The sequence below is a fragment of the Bacillus sp. JZ109 genome, assembly GCF_053903135.1.
Window position 1 is genome coordinate 867,234 of sequence record NZ_CP096388.1, and the last position, 17,369, is coordinate 884,602.

Genomic DNA, 17,369 nt, shown 5'->3' on the forward strand with positions numbered 1-17,369 from the left:
GATAGATGCCCGAAAGAACATCGTATCCTTTTTACTAATGTTGTTATTGCTGATAAGGAGACTGCTGCTGAATGGTCTGCTGGAATTTTTGATAGGACTGCTGCAGCTTTTGTGCATCCTCCGCTTCAACAGAATACCATCCATATTGGAACATGAGATCATATAGTTTTCTTTGCGCTTTTTGTGACTCATCAAAAATGGATTGAATATCCTGATAAAGAGACTCGTGGCTGAATTCGTGCAAAGCAGTGCAATAAGCTGTTGTCATGTATTTTTCGGTTGTCAGCAATTCGTTGACGAAATCTCTGTCATTCATTTCCGATGTTGTCGGTACAGGTGTCTGCGGGTTGCTGATTTTTTGATTTTGCTGATTCATTCTGGCGCCTCCTTATTGGATGTAGCCGGACTGCTGCTGGCCTGGCTGCAGGTGCTTTAATATTCTTTGATAGTGATCATGATGCATGTGTCCGACGCGGTCGAGTTCTTGCTTTAACGTTTGATTCTGGCACTGCTGCGCCATGAAATGCGCTTTTTTCATCGCGAGCAAATTCCAGTTCAGCATGTCATTGAGATACAAATGATCCTTTGTCGAAATAACGGAAGGCGGCATTTGAGATTGCTGCTGATTATCCATTGTGATCCTCCTTTGGTTTCTGTTCATTTTATAGTTTCCTTCAGACTGGGAGTTATATACAGGGTTTTGAAGATGACGGCGGGAGGGAGTCGGATGTTGAGACATGTGTTTTTATTCTTATCTCAAAATAAAACACTTACCAAGTTCGCAAAAGCATACGGAACGCGGCTTGGAGCACGAAGGTTTGTCGCAGGGGATACGATTGAATCGGCGGTTAAGACCGTCAAAAGGCTAAACAGATCCGGTTTGTGTGCAACAATTGATTATTTAGGCGAGTATGCAGCTTCGGAAAAAGAAGCAAACCAAGTCGCAGAGGAATGCAAGAAAGCCATTCAAGCCATTGCCGAACATCAATTGGACTCAGAGCTTTCACTTAAGCTGACCTCAATCGGGCTCGATCTTTCAGAAGAACTTGCTCTTACTCATTTGCGCGCCATTCTTTCCGTTGCGAAGCAATATGATGTTGCTGTGACCATTGATATGGAAGACTATTCCCATTATGAACAGACACTTTCTATTTACAGGCAATGCAAACAGGAATTTGAGAAGCTCGGCACGGTCATTCAGGCGTATCTGTACCGGGCGGCAGAAGATATCAGAAAGATGCGGGACTTAAAGCCGAATCTCAGACTTGTAAAAGGCGCTTATAAAGAATCTGCGGCCGTAGCGTTTCCCGACAAAAGAGGAACGGACCTTCATTTTCAGAGCTTAATAAAGCTGCAGTTGTTAAGCGGGAACTACACGGCTGTCGCCACACATGACGATGACATCATTGAATTTACGAAACAGCTCGTCGCCGAACATCAAATCCCCGCGTCGCAATTTGAGTTTCAAATGCTATACGGCATCAGGCCGGAGCGTCAAAAGGAACTCGCCAAGGAAGGCTACAGAATGCGTGTGTATGTCCCATATGGAACGGACTGGTTCAGCTACTTTATGAGAAGAATTGCCGAACGGCCTGCCAATGCAGCGTTTGTGTTAAAAGGAATTTTGAAAAAGTGAAAGCAGCCGCGGGAAGCAGCTGCATTATGATTGTTCCATGTTATGTTTTTTATACTGCTGATTTTGACTTGTCCGTTTTCCGCCGCCGTAATGCTGAGTCGGACCGGCATCTCCTTTTACGCTCGCCGCGCTGACTGCCGCTGAAGACGGATTTTTTTTCTCTCGTACCATTCCCTTCACCTCCGGACTTAAGTTGCCCGACTTTTATAGGCTTCATACAAAAAAATAACAAATTAGCTATTGAAGTCGAACCGGAAATCTTTTAAGATGAAAGAAGAAACGGGTTTCATTTTTTTTGGTCAAAAAATGAATGATTATTCATTCAATGTTCAAGGGGGATATCTCATGCACAAACACATTCGGAAGGCAGCCGTTTTAGGATCGGGGGTAATGGGTTCCGGGATTGCGGCGCATTTGGCTAACATCGGAATTCCTGTCCTGCTGCTAGATATTGTGCCGAACGATTTGACAAAGGAAGAGGAAAAAAGGGGGCTGACGAAGGACAGTCCGGAGGTGCGCAGCAGGCTGAGCCGGCAGGCGATGAAAAAACTGCTGAAACAAAAGCCCGCTCCCCTCACATCAGCGAAAAATACCTCCTATATTACACCTGGCAATCTGGAGGATGATGCAGAAAAACTGAAAGAAGCAGATTGGATTATTGAGGTCGTTGTCGAAAACCTTGAAGTCAAAAAGAAAATTTTCGCTCTTGTGGATGAACATCGAAAGACTGGAAGCATCGTCTCAAGCAACACATCCGGCATATCAGTGCAGGAAATGGCTGAAGGCCGGTCGGATGATTTTAAAGCCCATTTTCTCGGAACGCATTTTTTTAATCCCGCACGCTATTTAAAGCTGCTGGAGATCATTCCGATTAAGGAAACGGATCCTGATATTTTAAAGTTTATGACAGCTTTCGGAGAAAATGTCCTCGGGAAAGGCGTTGTTACAGCAAAGGACACACCGAACTTTATCGCAAACCGAATCGGGACTTACGGGCTTCTCGTGACAGTCCAAGAAATGCTGAAAGGCGGTTATCAGGTCGGGGAGGTTGATTCGATCACAGGACCGCTGATCGGCAGGCCGAAAAGCGCCACCTTTAGAACGCTTGATGTGGTCGGCCTCGATACATTCGCCCACGTTGCCCGAAATGTGTATGACAAAGCTGATGGCGATGAAAAAGAAGTGTTTCGCCTTCCAAGCTTCATGAACGATATGCTGGAAAAAGGGTGGATCGGAAGCAAGGCCGGCCAAGGCTTTTATAAAAAAGAAGGAAAAACGATTTATGAGCTTGACCCAGTGACGCTTACTTACGGCGAGCGGACAAAAATGAAATCACCGGCACTTGAAGCGGCAAAACAGGCAAAAGGGACAAAAGTCAAAATGAAAGCGCTTATTTATTCGGATGACAGGGCCGGCCGTTTGCTGTGGAATATCACTTCTCAAACCCTGCTTTACTCAGCCGAGCTGCTTGGCGAGATTGCCGACGATATTCATGCGATTGACCAAGCCATGAAGTGGGGATTCGGCTGGGAACTGGGACCTTTTGAGATGTGGGACGCCATCGGCCTCAGGCAGTCAGCGGAAAAGCTCGAGCAGCTTGGAGCAGATATGCCTGGCTGGATAAAAGAGATGCTGGACAAAGGAAATGAAACCTTCTACATCAAAGAGAACGGAACGGTATTTTATTATGACCGCGGCGAATACAGAGCCGTGAAAGAAAACAAAAAACGAATTCATTTACAAGCACTTAAAGAAACAAAAGGCGTGATTGCGAAAAACAGCGGAGCAAGCTTAATTGACCTTGGAGATGATGTCGCCCTTCTTGAATTTCATTCGAAAAGCAATGCGATCGGCCTCGATATCATTCAAATGATCAACAAAGGATTAGAGGAAACAGAGCGGAATTACAAGGGCCTTGTCATCGGCAATCAAGGGAAAAATTTCTGCGTCGGCGCGAATCTCGCCATGATCTTAATGGAAGTCCAAGATGACAACTTTTTGGAAGTTGATTTTGTGATCCGCCGTTTTCAGGAGACGATGATGAAGATCAAATACAGTGCGAAACCGGTCGTCGCCGCGCCATTTGGCATGACGCTCGGCGGAGGAACGGAAGTATGCCTGCCTGCGGCGCGCATTCAAGCGGCAAGCGAAGCCTATATGGGCCTTGTTGAATCAGGTGTCGGCCTCATCCCTGGCGGAGGGGGAAACAAAGAGCTGTACATCAATCATCTACGCCGCGGCCTTGATCCGATGAATGCGGCAATGAAAACATTTGAAACGATTGCGATGGCGAAAGTGTCCGCTTCCGCTCAAGAGGCTCGTGAGATGAACATCTTAAAAGAAACGGATCACATCAGCGTGAATCAAGACCACCTGTTATACGATGCGAAGCAGCTGGCCGCATCTTTATACGATACCGGCTGGCGGCCGCCTGTAAAAGAAAAGGTCAAGGTGCCGGGAGAAACCGGTTATGCAGCACTATTGCTTGGCGCTGAGCAGATGAAGCTGTCCGGCTATATATCTGAGCATGATTTCAAGATCGCGAAAAAACTCGCTTATGTCATTGCGGGCGGAAAAGTGCCGTTTGGTACAGAGGTTGATGAAGAGTATTTATTGGAGATCGAAAGAGAAGCGTTTTTGAGTTTGGCAGGAGAGGCAAAATCTCAAGCGAGAATGCAGCATATGCTTGTGAAAGGTAAACCTTTACGGAATTAGGAGGGAGCTTATGAAAGAGGCAGTCATTGTGTCAGGTGCAAGAACACCGGTTGGAAAAGCAAAAAAAGGATCGTTGGCCACCGTTCGCCCGGATGATTTGGGAGCGATTTGTGTAAAAGAGACACTGAAACGTGCAGGCGGTTACGAAGGCAATATTGACGATTTGATTATTGGCTGTGCAACGCCTGAAGCGGAGCAGGGGCTTAATATGGCGAGAAATATCGGTGCGCTCGCGGGCCTGCCGTACACAGTTCCGGCGATTACAGTTAACCGTTATTGCTCTTCAGGCCTTCAGTCTATTGCATATGCAGCAGAAAAAATTATGCTCGGCGCCTACGATACAGCGATCGCCGGCGGAGCGGAATCCATGTCGCAAGTACCGATGATGGGGCATGTTACCCGTCCGAACCTTGCTTTGGCAGAAAAGGCACCGGAATATTATATGAGCATGGGCCACACAGCCGAGCAAGTCGCGAAAAAATACGGCGTCTCCCGTGAGGATCAAGACGCGTTTGCCGTTCGCAGCCATCAAAACGCCGCTAAAGCCCTTGCAGAAGGAAAATTTAAAGATGAAATTGTACCCGTAGAAGTGACGGTGACAGAAATTGGAGAAAACCATAAGCCTCAGGAAAAACAATTTGTATTTTCTCAGGATGAAGGTGTTCGCCCGCAAACGACTGCAGACATCTTATCGACATTGCGCCCGGCCTTTTCCGTTGACGGGACGGTGACTGCGGGCAATTCCTCGCAAACGAGTGACGGAGCGGCGGCTGTCATGCTGATGGACCGGGAAAAAGCCGATGCTCTTGGCCTGGCGCCGCTTGTGAAATTCCGCTCCTTTGCCGTAGGCGGCGTGCCGCCGGAAGTGATGGGAATCGGACCGGTGGAAGCAATTCCGCGCGCTTTGAAGCTTGCCGGACTTCAGCTGCAGGACATCGGCTTGTTTGAACTGAATGAAGCTTTTGCCTCACAGGCCATTCAAGTAATCAGGGAATTGGGAATTGATGAAGAAAAAGTGAATGTCAACGGGGGCGCAATCGCGCTTGGACACCCGCTTGGCTGTACGGGCACAAAGCTTACACTCTCACTCATCCATGAAATGAAACGGAGAAACGAGCAATTTGGAGTCGTGACCATGTGTATCGGCGGCGGGATGGGAGCGGCCGGTGTATTTGAATTATGCTAAAGGGGGAAAAACAAATGGCAAAAAAAGCGGCTGAAGTACAAAAAGGCGGCGGATTTTTAATCGAGGATGTCACATACGATCAAATGTATACACCGGAGGATTTCACTGACGAGCATAAAATGATTGCGAAAACAACGGAGGATTTCATCGAGCAAGATGTTCTCCCTCATATAGATGATATCGAAAACCACCAATTCGAGCATTCTGTCAGACTGTTGAAGAAAGCGGGCGAACTAGGGCTGCTTGGCGCCGATGTGCCGGAAGAATACGGAGGACTCGGCCTAGATAAAATCAGCTCGGCACTCATCACTGAGAAATTTTCGCGTGCAGGAAGCTTTTCTCTTTCTTATGGCGCGCATGTCGGTATCGGTTCCTTGCCGATCGTCTTTTTCGGGTCAGAAGAACAAAAGAAAAAATATTTGCCTGGACTCGCTTCAGGCGAAAAGATCGCCGCTTATGCTCTGACTGAGCCTGGCTCTGGGTCTGATGCACTTGGAGCAAAAACAACAGCTGTGCTGAATGAAGCAGGAACCCATTATGTATTAACAGGGGAAAAACAGTGGATTACCAACTCTGCTTTTGCCGATGTATTTGTGGTTTACGCTAAGGTAGACGGCGACAAGTTTTCAGCCTTTATTGTAGAAAAAGAGTTCCCGGGTGTCTCCACGGGACCGGAAGAAAAGAAAATGGGAATCAAGGGATCATCGACAAGAACCCTCATTCTGGATCAAGCTGAAGTGCCAAAGGAAAACCTGCTCGGAGAAATCGGCAAAGGGCATGTCATCGCCTTTAATATTTTAAACATCGGCCGTTACAAACTGGCGGTTGGCACAATCGGCGCATCTAAACGCGTCATCGAGCTGTCTGCGGCATACGCAAATCAGCGCCGCCAATTTAAAACGCCGATTGCTGGTTTTTCATTGACACAGGAAAAAATCGGGACAATGGCCTCAAGGCTGTATGCGATGGAAAGCTCTGTATACAGAACCGTCGGGCTGTTTGAAGATAATATGAGCCAGTTCACGGCCGAAGATCTCAAGGACGGCCGGCAAATCGCCAAATCGATTGCGGAATACGCCATCGAATGCTCTCTGAATAAGGTATTCGGCTCTGAAACGCTTGATTATATCGTTGATGAAGGCGTGCAGATTCATGGAGGCTACGGCTTTATGCAGGAATACGAAGTAGAAAGGGCCTATAGGGATTCAAGGATCAATCGGATTTTTGAAGGCACAAACGAAATCAACCGGTTAATCGTGCCAAGCACCTTCCTGAAAAAAGCGCTTAAAGGCGAGCTGCCTTTATTCGAAAAAGCGCAGTCGCTGCAGGAAGAACTCATGATGCTTATGCCTGAAGAGCCTGGAAGCGGCGTCTTAGAGCAGGAGAAATATATCGTCAAGCAAGCCAAAAAAATTGCGTTGTTTGCTGCCGGCCTAGCCGCGCAAAAATACGGAAAAGCGATCGATCGTGAGCAAGAAATTCTCGTGAACGTAGCGGATATCGTCAGCAATGTATACGCAATGGAATCAGCCGTGCTCAGAACGGAAAAGGCCATTGCCGCACAAGGCGCCGAAAAAGCAGCGCAAAAGGTGCTGTACACAGAAATTTTCGTTCAAGAGGCCTTTAACGAAATTGAAGCGCATGCGAAGGAATCCCTTATCGCAATGGAAGAAGGAGATTCACTCCGCATGATGCTTTCCGCTCTGCGCAAGCTGACACGCGTAACGCCTAAAAACGTGATTCAGAAAAAACGCGAGGCGGCGGCAGGCATTTTTGAGGCTGAGAAATATACTGTCTGATTGGCCAAGAGCTCCGCATGCGCGGAGCTTTTTTTAAGAAGCACTGTTTTAGGTTTTTAAAACAAACTGTGTTAAAATAACCTCGATTATTTTATTGAGGGGGAAGAAGATGTCGTTAACTTTTTACTGGTACCCTAAATGCGGAACGTGCCGCAAAGCAAAGAAGTGGCTTGAAGAGCATGGAAAAGAAATAAACGAAATACATATTGCTGAGCAGCCGCCAAGCAAAGAAGAATTAAAAGCGCTTTATGAAAAAAGCGGGCTGGATCTCAAGAAATTTTTCAACACGAGCGGCATGAAATACCGCGAGCTCAATCTCAAGGAAAAGCTGTATCACATGTCAGAGGACGAACAGCTCGAGCTGCTGGCTTCAGATGGTATGCTGATCAAACGCCCGCTTACAACAGACGGCGAAAAAGTGACTGTCGGATTTAAAGAAGACCAATTTGAAGAAAACTGGGCTTAATGTAAATTTTTTTTGAAAAGTGTGGTATCTTCTTATTGTAGTGCTGTAAAAAATGGAGGGATTCAATTGAGCATACCAAAAGATTTGCGTTACTCAGGAGAACACGAGTGGGTAAAAGTTGAAGGAGAAAAAGCCAGAATCGGAATTACGCATTTTGCCCAGTCCGAACTAGGCGACATCGTGTTTGTCGAACTTCCTGAAGTGGGCGCTGAAATCAAAGCGGACGAGCCATTCGGCAGTGTTGAATCCGTTAAAACGGTATCTGAGCTTTATGCACCGATTAACGGAACGGTTGTGGAAGTAAACGAAGATCTTGATGACAGTCCGGAATTCGTCAACGAATCTCCGTACGAAAAAGCATGGATGATCGTCGTTGAGCCATCTGACGCTTCTGAAATTGAAAAACTGATGACAGCAGAGCAATACGAAGAGATGACACAAGAAGACTAAAACAGGATAGCCGTAAAAGCAATTGGACACGCTAACGTTATGGGAGGTGTCCAATATGGCTTTCGACAAACAAAAGCTCGATGTCACCAATGACGTGACAGGCCGCTTTCAAAATGGCCGGCTCTCGTTATATCATGATAATGAGATGATCGGCCAAATGACAAGCATGAATGAATATGAGCTTAAGTCCGGTTATTCCTTTGAAAATGAGAAATTTTATAAGACAGCCGATGTGGTCTCTGGAGACGACGCAAAATATGTAGATTGTGACTACGAAAACGGCTGGTGTTAATGTTGGCGGTGAATTTCACTGCCTTCTTTTACAATCTGAACGTTTCAAATTTGACGCGGCAGGTGAACAAGATGAAGATGGATGAGCTGGAAAAGGTTATGATTGTCGAGGGGAAATCAGATAAAGAGAAAATCGAAAGCGTCCTGAATGAACCGGTGCGCATTATCTGCACAAACGGAACAATCAGCCAGCTGAGGCTCGAGGAATTGGCTGACGAGCTTTATGATAAAGACGTCTATATATTAGTTGATGCTGATGAATCAGGTGAGAAATTGAGAAAACAGCTGAAGCGTGAATTTAATGAAGCCTGCCATCTCCATATCGACAGAGCCTATAAGGAAGTAGCGGCTGCGCCCAGGCACCATATCGCTTCTGTATTGTGCGTGCGAATCTGAATGTCCATACTATTTTTCTTGAAAGAAAGTCCCGAGGTGTATAGCATGAAAGAACTCCAAGAACACGAACTTGATCACATTGAAGATGATGTGTACCTTCTATATTTATATACTCCGTTTTGCGGCACCTGCCAGCTTGCAAGCAAAATGCTGACAGTGGTGAAAGAAATGCTGCCGGATGTCGCCTTCTATCAAAACAATGTCAATTACTCTCCGACATTCGCAAAAGCGTATCAAATTGAAAGCGTCCCTTGTTTTCTGCTGTTTAAAGGCGGAAAGGTGGTCGAAAGAGGATATGCATTTCATTCCGTTTCTTATTTATATGAGCTGATCAAACAAAAATCATCTTCCGCATCCCATTTATGACATATTTCTCAGCATATCCAATGAAATTGTCGTTCGTTTTATAAAGGGGTTCTTGCGACAAAGAGAGAAATGTGTATGTATGACCAACAAATAGGAGGTTGTACATATGGAGAAAGCGGAAGTTTTAGAAGATGAGTATCAGCATCTGTTTTTAAAACCCCTTTTGAATGCCTCAACATTGCTCATTACCTTCCAAGGAGAAGCAGAAGCCTTAACCGTCTCAATAAACGAACAGGGAGAAATGAAAAAAGTTTCTCCGCCCCAAACGTCCAACCTGACCTTTTACGGAAACCAAACGGAAATTATTGATTTATTGCACGGAGACATTTCCCTTCAGCACCTGATTCAGAGCGGAAGCCTCAAAGTAAAGGGGTCATTCAGGGCCCTGTTAAAACTGGAAGCCATTCTCTGGCTGACAAATGGATTTTTTCAGAGGATTTTAAAAAATTAAAAAATAATAAATTATTATAATAGTAAAAGTTGACATCATTTATTTTATTGACATTTAATCATTCGCCGTGCTATTCTACATTAAGAATTTCCGGACGAAAAAGACTATATATTTCTCTTATCAAGAGAGGTGGAGGGAAGTGCCCTATGAAGCCCGGCAACCATCAACGCTGTTGAAATGGTGCCAATTCACACGAAGCGTTCAGCTTTGAAAGATGAGAGAAAGGCATTTTATATAAGCCTTTCTGCTCAAGTGTGCAGAAAGGCTTTTCTTTTGCAGAAAAAACCGGAAGATTTCTTAGAATAGTGTTAAGGCAGGTGATTGCTTTGATCAATCTTCAGGATGTTTCAAAAGTTTACAAGTCGAAACATGGAGATGTCAATGCTGTCCAAAACGTCTCGCTTTCCATTAAAAAAGGTGAGATTTTTGGAATTATAGGATATAGCGGAGCTGGTAAGAGTTCCTTAATCCGTCTGCTGAACGGCCTTGAGAAACCAACCTCAGGAACCGTGGAAGTGGCGGGAACCAAGATTAATGAAGTAAATGGACGCGGTTTAAGAAAAGCACGCCATGAGATCAGTATGATTTTCCAGCATTTCAATTTGCTTTGGTCGCGGACTGTCAGAGATAATATCATGTTTCCTTTGGAAATTGCCGGAGTGAAAAAGAGCGAGCGGATCAAGCGCGCCAATGAACTGATTAAACTGGTAGGTTTAGAAGGAAAAGAAAAATCTTATCCGTCTCAGCTGAGCGGCGGTCAGAAGCAGCGTGTGGGAATTGCCAGAGCGCTTGCAAACAATCCGAAGGTTCTCCTTTGTGACGAAGCGACATCAGCATTAGATCCGCAAACGACAGATTCAATTCTGGATCTATTGTCCGATATTAATGAAAGACTCGGTTTGACGATTGTGCTGATTACGCACGAAATGCATGTCATCCGCAAAATCTGCAACAGAGTCGCCGTCATGGAAAACGGCAAGGTGGTCGAAGAAGGCGAGGTTCTCGATGTCTTCAAAAATCCAAAGGAACAAATGACAAAACGATTTGTTCAGCAGGTGACAGAGCCGGAAGAAACGAAAGAGACGCTTCAGCACCTTCTTGATGATACAGCATCAGGAAAAATGGTTCAGCTCACATTTGTCGGTGAGTCAGCTGAACAGCCTTTGATTACAGAGATGATCAGAAACTTCAATGTCAGCGTCAATATTCTGCAAGGGAAAATTTCGCAGACGAAGGATGGGGCTTACGGTTCACTGTTCATCCACATTGACGGGGACGAGGAAGAAGTGCAAAACGTGATCCGATTCATTAATGACAAACAGGTGAAAGCAGAGGTGATCACGAATGTTTGAAAAATACTTCCCGAACGTTGATTTAACTGAATTATGGAACGCGACATATGAAACACTTTATATGACGCTGATTTCTTTACTGTTTGCTTTTGTCATCGGGGTCATCCTCGGCTTGCTGCTCTTTCTGACGAGCAAAGGAAGCCTCTGGCAGAATAAAGCGGTCAACTCTGTGATTGCGGCCGTTGTTAACATATTCAGATCGATTCCGTTCCTTATTTTAATTATTTTACTATTAGGTTTTACGAAATTTTTAGTCGGCACGATCTTAGGGCCAAACGCCGCATTGCCGGCGCTGGTAATCGGCTCGGCACCATTTTACGCGCGCCTTGTTGAAATCGCGCTGCGTGAGGTGGATAAAGGTGTGATTGAAGCCGCTAAATCAATGGGCGCGAAAACGTCTACGATTATTTTCAAAGTGCTGATTCCGGAATCAATGCCTGCTCTTATTTCTGGCATTACGGTTACTGCCATCGCTTTGATCGGCTCAACGGCAATTGCCGGAGCCATTGGTTCAGGAGGCCTTGGAAACCTTGCGTACGTAGAAGGATATCAGTCTAATAACGCTGATGTTACCTTCGTTGCTACTGTGTTTATTTTAATCATCGTGTTTATTATTCAAATCATCGGTGATCTAATAACAAATATTATAGACAAACGATAAGGGAGGATTTACATTGAAAAAGCTATTTTTGGGTGCATTACTGCTTGTATTTGCAGGAGTCATGGCTGCCTGCAGTTCGAATAACGGCGCTGAATCTGGCAAGAAAGAAATTGTCGTTGCGGCAACAAAAACACCGCATGCGGAAATTTTAAAAGAAGCTGAACCATTGCTGAAAGAAAAAGGCTATACGCTGAAAGTGAAAGTGCTTAGTGATTACAAAATGTACAATAAAGCTTTAGCTGATAATGAAGTGGACGCGAACTACTTCCAGCACATTCCTTACCTTGAGCAAGAAATGAAAGAAAACACAGATTACAAACTTGTGAATGCCGGCGCTGTTCACTTAGAGCCATTCGGTATTTACTCTAAAACATACAAATCACTGAAAGACCTTCCAGACGGTGCGACAATCATTCTGACAAACAACGTTGCTGAACAAGGACGTATGCTTGCAATGCTTGAAAACGCTGGATTAATCACTCTTGATTCTAAGGTAGAAACAATTGACGCAACATTGAAAGACATTAAGAAAAACCCGAAAAACCTTGAATTCAAAAAAGTGGCGCCTGAATTAACGGCAAAAGCATATGAAAACAAAGAAGGAGACGCGGCCTTCATCAATGTAAACTATGCGATCCAAAATAAATTAAATCCTAAAAAAGATGCAATTGAAGTAGAATCAACGAAAAACAACCCATACGCTAACATCATCGCAGTAAGAAAAGGCGAAGAAGATTCTGCAAAAATCAAAGCGCTGATGGAAGTTCTTCACTCTAAAAAGATCAAAGACTTCATCGAGAAAAAATACGACGGAGCTGTGCTTCCTGTATCTGAATAAGACTGAAACCCCGGATGAGAAATCCGGGGTTTTTTTCGCGTATTTTCCTAAAAGCTGTTCATAATAAAAAGGAATGTTAAACAGATGGAGGGATTTTCTTTGAATCAAGACAGAGGAAGCATGCAGGACGCGTTAAAACAATATAAACATGGTTTAGGTACATTTGAACAAAAGATGCCGCTGATGGGAAGGAAATTTAACGAATTTACTGAACAGTGCTTTGCCGGGAATTCTCTGACTGAAAGAGAAAAACAGCTGATCGCCCTCGGAATTGCCATCAATGCTCAGGACGAATATTGCATGATCTATCATACAAAAGGCTGTCTCGATCAGGGAGCGACAGAAGAAAACATTCTCGAAGCCGTCAGTGTGGCAGCGGCATTTGGAGGCGGCGCAGCTTTCAGCCAAGGCGTGACAGTTGTTCAACAGTGCATTGAGGAATTCGGAAACACCACGCATTAAGAGAAGGAATATTCCGAAAAACCATTCTCATTTGTTCTGAAAGGATGCTTTCGTCTCATCTGCCGCTATTTCACGCCAAATCGTTTTTGCGGCATCCAACGCAGCACTGGTACAATAAAAAGCAAATATATGAAGGGATTGATTCATTATTTGCAGCAGCCAGGACAGACTGAACCTCGATTATACGTCAGAAATGGAAAAAGCGATGCAGCTGTCACACGGAATTGGATACGAGGAATATGGACGCCGGCTGGAAACAAGAATGAAAGTAGAGCGGCAGAGAGAGCTTGATTACGAAAAAAGCAAGCGGATTTCTGCGGGAGCTTATTGAGAAAATCAATCTTTTAAAAAAGGGTGGGAATCCACTCTTTTTCTTTTTCAATCGCTTTAATAAAGTGCTGATCTTTGTTAAACTTGAGGAATGTGCAAGGCACGATAAAAAGTTGTATTTACTTTTCATTTGTTATAAAATTAGAATGAGAATAAAATGAGAATAATGATTATATATTTTTGGAGGTATAGATATGGCTGCTTCAACATTAACGATCAAAGATCTTCACGTTGAAATCGAAGGGAAAGAGATCTTAAAGGGTGTAAACCTTGAAATAAAAGGTGGAGAATTCCACGCAGTAATGGGCCCGAATGGAACTGGTAAATCCACATTATCAGCTGCTATTATGGGGCATCCTAAATATGAAGTAACAAAAGGCAGCATCACGCTTGACGGCAAAGATGTACTGGAGATGGAAGTGGACGAGCGTGCGCAGGCAGGCTTATTCCTTGCGATGCAGTACCCAAGTGAAATCAGCGGTGTGACAAATGCCGACTTCCTTCGCTCAGCAATCAACGCGCGCAGAGAAGAAGGCGATGAAATTTCTCTCATGAAATTCATCCGCAAAATGGACGAAAACATGGAGTTCCTTGAAATGGACCCTGAAATGGCTCAGCGCTATCTTAACGAAGGCTTCTCAGGCGGGGAGAAAAAACGCAATGAAATCCTTCAATTAATGATGATTGAACCGAAAATCGCCATCCTTGATGAAATTGACTCAGGTCTTGATATTGACGCTTTGAAAGTTGTATCAAAAGGGATCAACAAAATGCGCAGCGAAAGCTTCGGCTGCCTGATGATCACTCACTATCAGCGCCTGTTAAACTACATCACTCCGGATGTTGTTCACGTTATGATGCAAGGCCGCGTTGTAAAATCCGGCGGTGCAGAGCTTGCACAGCGTCTTGAAGCAGAAGGTTATGACTGGATCAAACAAGAACTTGGCATTGAAGACGAAACTGTTGGCCAAGAAGCGTAAGCGTTAGGGGGATTAATATGACACTAGGTACAAAACTATCCGTAGATCAGGAGTATCTCAAAAGCTTTTCCGAAAAGCACCAAGAACCTGCCTGGCTGAAGAACCTGCGCTTACAGGCTCTTGAACAAGCTGAGGATCTGCCGATGCCGAAACCTGACAAAACAAAAATCACAAACTGGAACTTCACGAATTTCGCGAAGCATACAGTGGATAACGAACCGCTTTCTTCATTAGAAGATTTGACTGATGAAGTAAAAGCGCTGATCGACGTTGAAAACGAAGATAAAACATTATACGTACAGCGTGACCAGACGCCGGCATATCTTTCTCTTTCTCAAGAATTGAAAGACAAAGGCGTCATCTTCACTGATATTCTGACTGCTGCACGTGAGCACAGCGACTTGGTGGAGAAATACTTTATGAAGGACGGCGTGAAAGTTGACGAACATAAGTTAACTGCACTTCACGCGGCTCTTGTTAACGGAGGAGCATTCCTTTATGTTCCGAAAAATGTTCAGGTGGAGACGCCGGTTCAGGCTGTTTATGTCCACGAAAGCAATGATACAGCTCTATTCAACCACGTGCTGATTGTGGCTGAAGACCACAGCTCTGTAACATATGTAGAAAACTACATCAGCACTGTAAACCCGAAAGACGCTGTCTTCAATATTATCAGTGAGGTCATCACAGGTGATAATGCCAGCGTGACATACGGTGCGGTGGATAATCTGTCAAGCGGTGTGACAACTTATGTGAACCGCCGCGGTGCTGCGCGCGGACGCGACAGCAAAATCGAGTGGGCTCTTGGCCTGATGAACGACGGCGACACGATTTCCGAAAATACAACAAACCTTTACGGTGACGGCACATACGGCGATACGAAAACGGTTGTTGTCGGAAGAGGAGAGCAAACAGAAAACTTCACAACACAAATCATCCATTTCGGTAAAGCTTCTGAAGGCTATATCTTGAAGCACGGTGTGATGAAGGATTCCGCTTCTTCTATCTTTAACGGAATCGGCAAAATCGAACATGGCGCTTCTAAAGCGAATGCGGAGCAAGAATCACGCGTGCTGATGCTTAGCGAAAAAGCACGCGGAGACGCAAACCCTATTCTTTTAATTGACGAAGACGATGTAACTGCAGGACATGCGGCATCTGTCGGCCGTGTGGACCCTATTCAGCTTTACTACCTGATGAGCCGCGGAATTCCGAAAGAAGAAGCAGAACGCTTAGTCATTTACGGATTCCTTGCACCGGTAGTAAATGAACTTCCGATTGAAGGCGTTAAGAAACAATTAGTTTCTGTTATCGAAAGGAAAGTGAAGTAATGAATATCACAGATATTCGTGAACAGTTCCCGATCCTTCATCAGCAAGTGAACGGACATGATCTCGTTTATCTCGACAGCGCGGCGACTTCCCAGAAGCCGCGTGCTGTCATTGAAACACTGGATAAGTATTATAACCAATACAATTCCAATGTTCACCGGGGCGTCCATACACTTGGAACCAGAGCGACAGATGGTTATGAAGGAGCGCGTGAAAAAGTCCGCAAGTTTATTAACGCGAAGTCAATGGCTGAGATTATTTTCACAAAAGGCACGACCACATCACTGAATATGGTGGCGTTAAGCTATGCACGCGCCAACCTGGAACCTGGTGATGAAGTGGTCATCACCTACATGGAGCATCATGCGAATATCATTCCGTGGCAGCAGGCTGTAAAAGCAACTGGCGCCACATTAAAATATATTCCGCTGCAGGAAGACGGAACGATTTCTTTAGAAGACGTCAGAGAAACGGTCACAAGCAACACAAAAATTGTTGCGGTGTCTCATGTATCTAATGTCCTCGGCACGGTCAACCCGATTAAAGAAATGGCGAAAATCGCTCATGACAATGGGGCTGTCATTGTGGTGGACGGTGCACAAAGCACGCCTCACATGAAAATTGACGTGCAGGATCTCGATTGCGACTTCTTTGCGCTTTCTTCCCATAAAATGTGCGGACCTACCGGTGTTGGTGTGCTGTACGGAAAGAAAGCCCTGCTGGAAAACATGGAGCCTGCCGAATTCGGTGGTGAAATGATCGACTTTGTCGGGCTTTATGAATCAACTTGGAAAGAGCTTCCGTGGAAATTCGAAGCGGGTACGCCGATTATTGCAGGAGCAATCGGTCTAGGTGCCGCCATTGATTTTCTCGAAGAAATCGGTCTTGATGAGATTTCCCGCCATGAGCACAAGCTTGCAGCTTATGCGCTTGAACGCTTCCGCCAGCTTGACGGCGTAACGGTTTACGGGCCGGAAGAGCGTGCCGGGCTTGTTACATTTAACCTTGATGATGTTCATCCGCACGATGTGGCGACTGTGCTTGATGCGGAGGGAATCGCAGTCAGAGCCGGCCACCATTGTGCGCAGCCGCTGATGAAATGGCTGGATGTAACTGCTACTGCAAGAGCAAGCTTTTATCTGTATAATACAGAGGAAGAGATTGATAAGCTTGTGGAAGCTCTTCAAAAGACAAAGGAGTATTTTACAAATGTCTTTTAATGCAAACTTAGATACATTGTACAGACAGGTGATTATGGATCATTACAAAAACCCGCGCAATAAAGGGGTTTTGAATGACAGCATCGTCGTGGATATGAACAATCCGACATGCGGCGACCGCATCAGACTGACAATGAAGCTTGACGGAGACATCGTGGAAGATGCGAAATTTGAAGGGGAAGGCTGTTCCATTTCAATGGCATCCGCTTCGATGATGACTCAGGCGATTAAAGGGAAAGATATTGAAACTGCCCTTTCCATGTCTAAGATTTTCTCGGATATGATGCAAGGGAAAGAGTATGATGATTCTATAGATCTCGGGGATATTGAAGCCCTTCAAGGCGTTTCAAAATTCCCGGCCCGTATCAAATGTGCAACCCTCTCATGGAAAGCACTTGAAAAAGGAGTCGCGAAAGAAGAAGGCGGCAATTAAAAGGAT

Annotated in this window: 21 protein-coding genes, 1 pseudogene and 1 riboswitch; of the genes and pseudogenes, 19 read left to right on the plus strand and 3 right to left on the minus strand. The window is 45.1% G+C overall.

What is annotated here, in order from left to right; translation table 11 throughout:
• Positions 1-43: 43 nt before the first annotated feature.
• Positions 44-376: a spore coat protein gene (locus M1D94_RS04385; protein WP_003222766.1), complete on the minus strand. Its 333-nt coding sequence runs from the start codon at positions 374-376 to the stop codon at positions 44-46.
• 12 nt (positions 377-388) lie between these two features.
• Positions 389-634: a hypothetical protein gene (locus tag M1D94_RS04390; RefSeq protein WP_277709017.1), complete on the minus strand. Its 246-nt coding sequence runs from the start codon at positions 632-634 to the stop codon at positions 389-391.
• Positions 635-727: 93 nt separating this feature from the next.
• On the opposite strand from M1D94_RS04390, the gene M1D94_RS04395 reads away from it, so the two are divergent.
• Positions 728-1,636, plus strand: a complete 909-nt coding sequence (locus M1D94_RS04395; protein WP_038827828.1) for a proline dehydrogenase family protein — start codon at positions 728-730, stop codon at positions 1,634-1,636.
• 24 nt (positions 1,637-1,660) lie between these two features.
• On the opposite strand, the gene M1D94_RS04400 is transcribed toward M1D94_RS04395, so the two are convergent.
• Positions 1,661-1,807: a YuzL family protein gene (locus M1D94_RS04400; protein WP_003240817.1), complete on the minus strand. Its 147-nt coding sequence runs from the start codon at positions 1,805-1,807 to the stop codon at positions 1,661-1,663.
• Between the two features lie 174 nt (positions 1,808-1,981).
• Here M1D94_RS04400 and M1D94_RS04405 point away from each other — a divergent pair, with 174 nt between their 5' ends.
• The 18 genes and pseudogenes from M1D94_RS04405 (at position 1,982) to sufU (ending at position 17,363) form a co-directional block, all read left to right on the plus strand.
• The gene (locus M1D94_RS04405) at positions 1,982-4,351 is read left to right on the plus strand and encodes a 3-hydroxyacyl-CoA dehydrogenase/enoyl-CoA hydratase family protein (RefSeq protein ID WP_253137163.1); all 2,370 of its coding nucleotides are present in this window, start codon (positions 1,982-1,984) and stop codon (positions 4,349-4,351) included.
• A gap of 10 nt (positions 4,352-4,361) precedes the next feature.
• On the plus strand, positions 4,362-5,537 hold the full coding sequence (locus M1D94_RS04410) for an acetyl-CoA C-acetyltransferase (RefSeq protein ID WP_029318441.1): 1,176 nt from the start codon (positions 4,362-4,364) through the stop codon (positions 5,535-5,537).
• A gap of 14 nt (positions 5,538-5,551) precedes the next feature.
• Positions 5,552-7,336, plus strand: coding sequence for an acyl-CoA dehydrogenase FadE (gene fadE, locus M1D94_RS04415; RefSeq protein ID WP_095315018.1), 1,785 nt, complete (start codon positions 5,552-5,554; stop codon positions 7,334-7,336).
• Positions 7,337-7,445: 109 nt separating this feature from the next.
• The gene (locus tag M1D94_RS04420; RefSeq protein WP_003222779.1) at positions 7,446-7,802 is read left to right on the plus strand and encodes an arsenate reductase family protein; all 357 of its coding nucleotides are present in this window, start codon (positions 7,446-7,448) and stop codon (positions 7,800-7,802) included.
• A 66-nt stretch (positions 7,803-7,868) separates the two neighbouring features.
• A complete protein-coding gene (gene gcvH, locus M1D94_RS04425; RefSeq protein WP_003222781.1) occupies positions 7,869-8,252 on the plus strand; it encodes a glycine cleavage system protein GcvH in 384 nt (127 codons plus the stop codon).
• A 55-nt stretch (positions 8,253-8,307) separates the two neighbouring features.
• On the plus strand, positions 8,308-8,544 hold the full coding sequence (locus tag M1D94_RS04430; RefSeq protein ID WP_003228581.1) for a YusG family protein: 237 nt from the start codon (positions 8,308-8,310) through the stop codon (positions 8,542-8,544).
• 77 nt (positions 8,545-8,621) lie between these two features.
• Positions 8,622-8,983, plus strand: a pseudogene (locus tag M1D94_RS04435) (toprim domain-containing protein).
• A gap of 1 nt (position 8,984) precedes the next feature.
• Complete coding sequence (locus M1D94_RS04440; protein ID WP_014480792.1) at positions 8,985-9,305, plus strand: thioredoxin family protein; 321 nt, start codon at positions 8,985-8,987, stop codon at positions 9,303-9,305.
• Positions 9,306-9,411: 106 nt separating this feature from the next.
• On the plus strand, positions 9,412-9,756 hold the full coding sequence (locus M1D94_RS04445) for an SCP2 sterol-binding domain-containing protein (RefSeq protein ID WP_003228587.1): 345 nt from the start codon (positions 9,412-9,414) through the stop codon (positions 9,754-9,756).
• A gap of 114 nt (positions 9,757-9,870) precedes the next feature.
• Positions 9,871-9,977: riboswitch (SAM riboswitch) on the plus strand.
• A 105-nt stretch (positions 9,978-10,082) separates the two neighbouring features.
• Entirely contained in the window at positions 10,083-11,108 is a 1,026-nt protein-coding gene (metN, locus tag M1D94_RS04450; RefSeq protein ID WP_003242531.1) for a methionine ABC transporter ATP-binding protein MetN, read from the plus strand.
• Positions 11,101-11,769, plus strand: coding sequence for a methionine ABC transporter permease MetP (gene metP / locus M1D94_RS04455; protein WP_003228593.1), 669 nt, complete (start codon positions 11,101-11,103; stop codon positions 11,767-11,769). The genes metN and metP overlap by 8 nt, the downstream gene beginning before the upstream one ends.
• Positions 11,770-11,782: 13 nt before the next feature.
• Positions 11,783-12,607 (plus strand): methionine ABC transporter substrate-binding lipoprotein MetQ, encoded by an 825-nt coding sequence (gene metQ / locus M1D94_RS04460; protein WP_456270434.1) that lies wholly within the window; start codon positions 11,783-11,785, stop codon positions 12,605-12,607.
• A gap of 84 nt (positions 12,608-12,691) precedes the next feature.
• Positions 12,692-13,069: a carboxymuconolactone decarboxylase family protein gene (locus tag M1D94_RS04465; protein ID WP_014477920.1), complete on the plus strand. Its 378-nt coding sequence runs from the start codon at positions 12,692-12,694 to the stop codon at positions 13,067-13,069.
• Positions 13,070-13,262: 193 nt separating this feature from the next.
• On the plus strand, positions 13,263-13,400 hold the full coding sequence (locus M1D94_RS04470; RefSeq protein WP_003228600.1) for a hypothetical protein: 138 nt from the start codon (positions 13,263-13,265) through the stop codon (positions 13,398-13,400).
• 193 nt (positions 13,401-13,593) lie between these two features.
• Positions 13,594-14,379: a Fe-S cluster assembly ATPase SufC gene (gene sufC, locus M1D94_RS04475; protein ID WP_014477918.1), complete on the plus strand. Its 786-nt coding sequence runs from the start codon at positions 13,594-13,596 to the stop codon at positions 14,377-14,379.
• Between the two features lie 17 nt (positions 14,380-14,396).
• Complete coding sequence (gene sufD / locus M1D94_RS04480) at positions 14,397-15,710, plus strand: Fe-S cluster assembly protein SufD (RefSeq protein ID WP_014480787.1); 1,314 nt, start codon at positions 14,397-14,399, stop codon at positions 15,708-15,710.
• Complete coding sequence (sufS, locus tag M1D94_RS04485) at positions 15,710-16,930, plus strand: cysteine desulfurase SufS (protein ID WP_015714668.1); 1,221 nt, start codon at positions 15,710-15,712, stop codon at positions 16,928-16,930. Before sufD ends, sufS begins: the two co-directional genes overlap by 1 nt.
• Positions 16,920-17,363, plus strand: a complete 444-nt coding sequence (gene sufU, locus M1D94_RS04490) for a Fe-S cluster assembly sulfur transfer protein SufU (RefSeq protein WP_003222809.1) — start codon at positions 16,920-16,922, stop codon at positions 17,361-17,363. Before sufS ends, sufU begins: the two co-directional genes overlap by 11 nt.
• The last annotated feature ends 6 nt before the right edge of the window (positions 17,364-17,369 follow it).

Bases quoted from the DNA above. Each gene is read 5' to 3' on its own strand.
- M1D94_RS04385 (WP_003222766.1), bottom strand. From the start codon at position 376: ATGAATCAGCAAAATCAAAAAATCAGCAACCCGCAGACACCTGTACCG.
- M1D94_RS04390 (WP_277709017.1), bottom strand. From the start codon at position 634: ATGGATAATCAGCAGCAATCTCAAATGCCGCCTTCCGTTATTTCGACA.
- M1D94_RS04395 (WP_038827828.1), top strand. From the start codon at position 728: ATGTTGAGACATGTGTTTTTATTCTTATCTCAAAATAAAACACTTACC.
- M1D94_RS04400 (WP_003240817.1), bottom strand. From the start codon at position 1,807: ATGGTACGAGAGAAAAAAAATCCGTCTTCAGCGGCAGTCAGCGCGGCG.
- M1D94_RS04405 (WP_253137163.1), top strand. From the start codon at position 1,982: ATGCACAAACACATTCGGAAGGCAGCCGTTTTAGGATCGGGGGTAATG.
- M1D94_RS04410 (WP_029318441.1), top strand. From the start codon at position 4,362: ATGAAAGAGGCAGTCATTGTGTCAGGTGCAAGAACACCGGTTGGAAAA.
- fadE (WP_095315018.1), top strand. From the start codon at position 5,552: ATGGCAAAAAAAGCGGCTGAAGTACAAAAAGGCGGCGGATTTTTAATC.
- M1D94_RS04420 (WP_003222779.1), top strand. From the start codon at position 7,446: ATGTCGTTAACTTTTTACTGGTACCCTAAATGCGGAACGTGCCGCAAA.
- M1D94_RS04430 (WP_003228581.1), top strand. From the start codon at position 8,308: ATGGCTTTCGACAAACAAAAGCTCGATGTCACCAATGACGTGACAGGC.
- M1D94_RS04440 (WP_014480792.1), top strand. From the start codon at position 8,985: ATGAAAGAACTCCAAGAACACGAACTTGATCACATTGAAGATGATGTG.
- M1D94_RS04445 (WP_003228587.1), top strand. From the start codon at position 9,412: ATGGAGAAAGCGGAAGTTTTAGAAGATGAGTATCAGCATCTGTTTTTA.
- metP (WP_003228593.1), top strand. From the start codon at position 11,101: ATGTTTGAAAAATACTTCCCGAACGTTGATTTAACTGAATTATGGAAC.
- M1D94_RS04465 (WP_014477920.1), top strand. From the start codon at position 12,692: ATGGAGGGATTTTCTTTGAATCAAGACAGAGGAAGCATGCAGGACGCG.
- M1D94_RS04470 (WP_003228600.1), top strand. From the start codon at position 13,263: ATGGAAAAAGCGATGCAGCTGTCACACGGAATTGGATACGAGGAATAT.
- sufC (WP_014477918.1), top strand. From the start codon at position 13,594: ATGGCTGCTTCAACATTAACGATCAAAGATCTTCACGTTGAAATCGAA.
- sufD (WP_014480787.1), top strand. From the start codon at position 14,397: ATGACACTAGGTACAAAACTATCCGTAGATCAGGAGTATCTCAAAAGC.
- sufS (WP_015714668.1), top strand. From the start codon at position 15,710: ATGAATATCACAGATATTCGTGAACAGTTCCCGATCCTTCATCAGCAA.
- sufU (WP_003222809.1), top strand. From the start codon at position 16,920: ATGTCTTTTAATGCAAACTTAGATACATTGTACAGACAGGTGATTATG.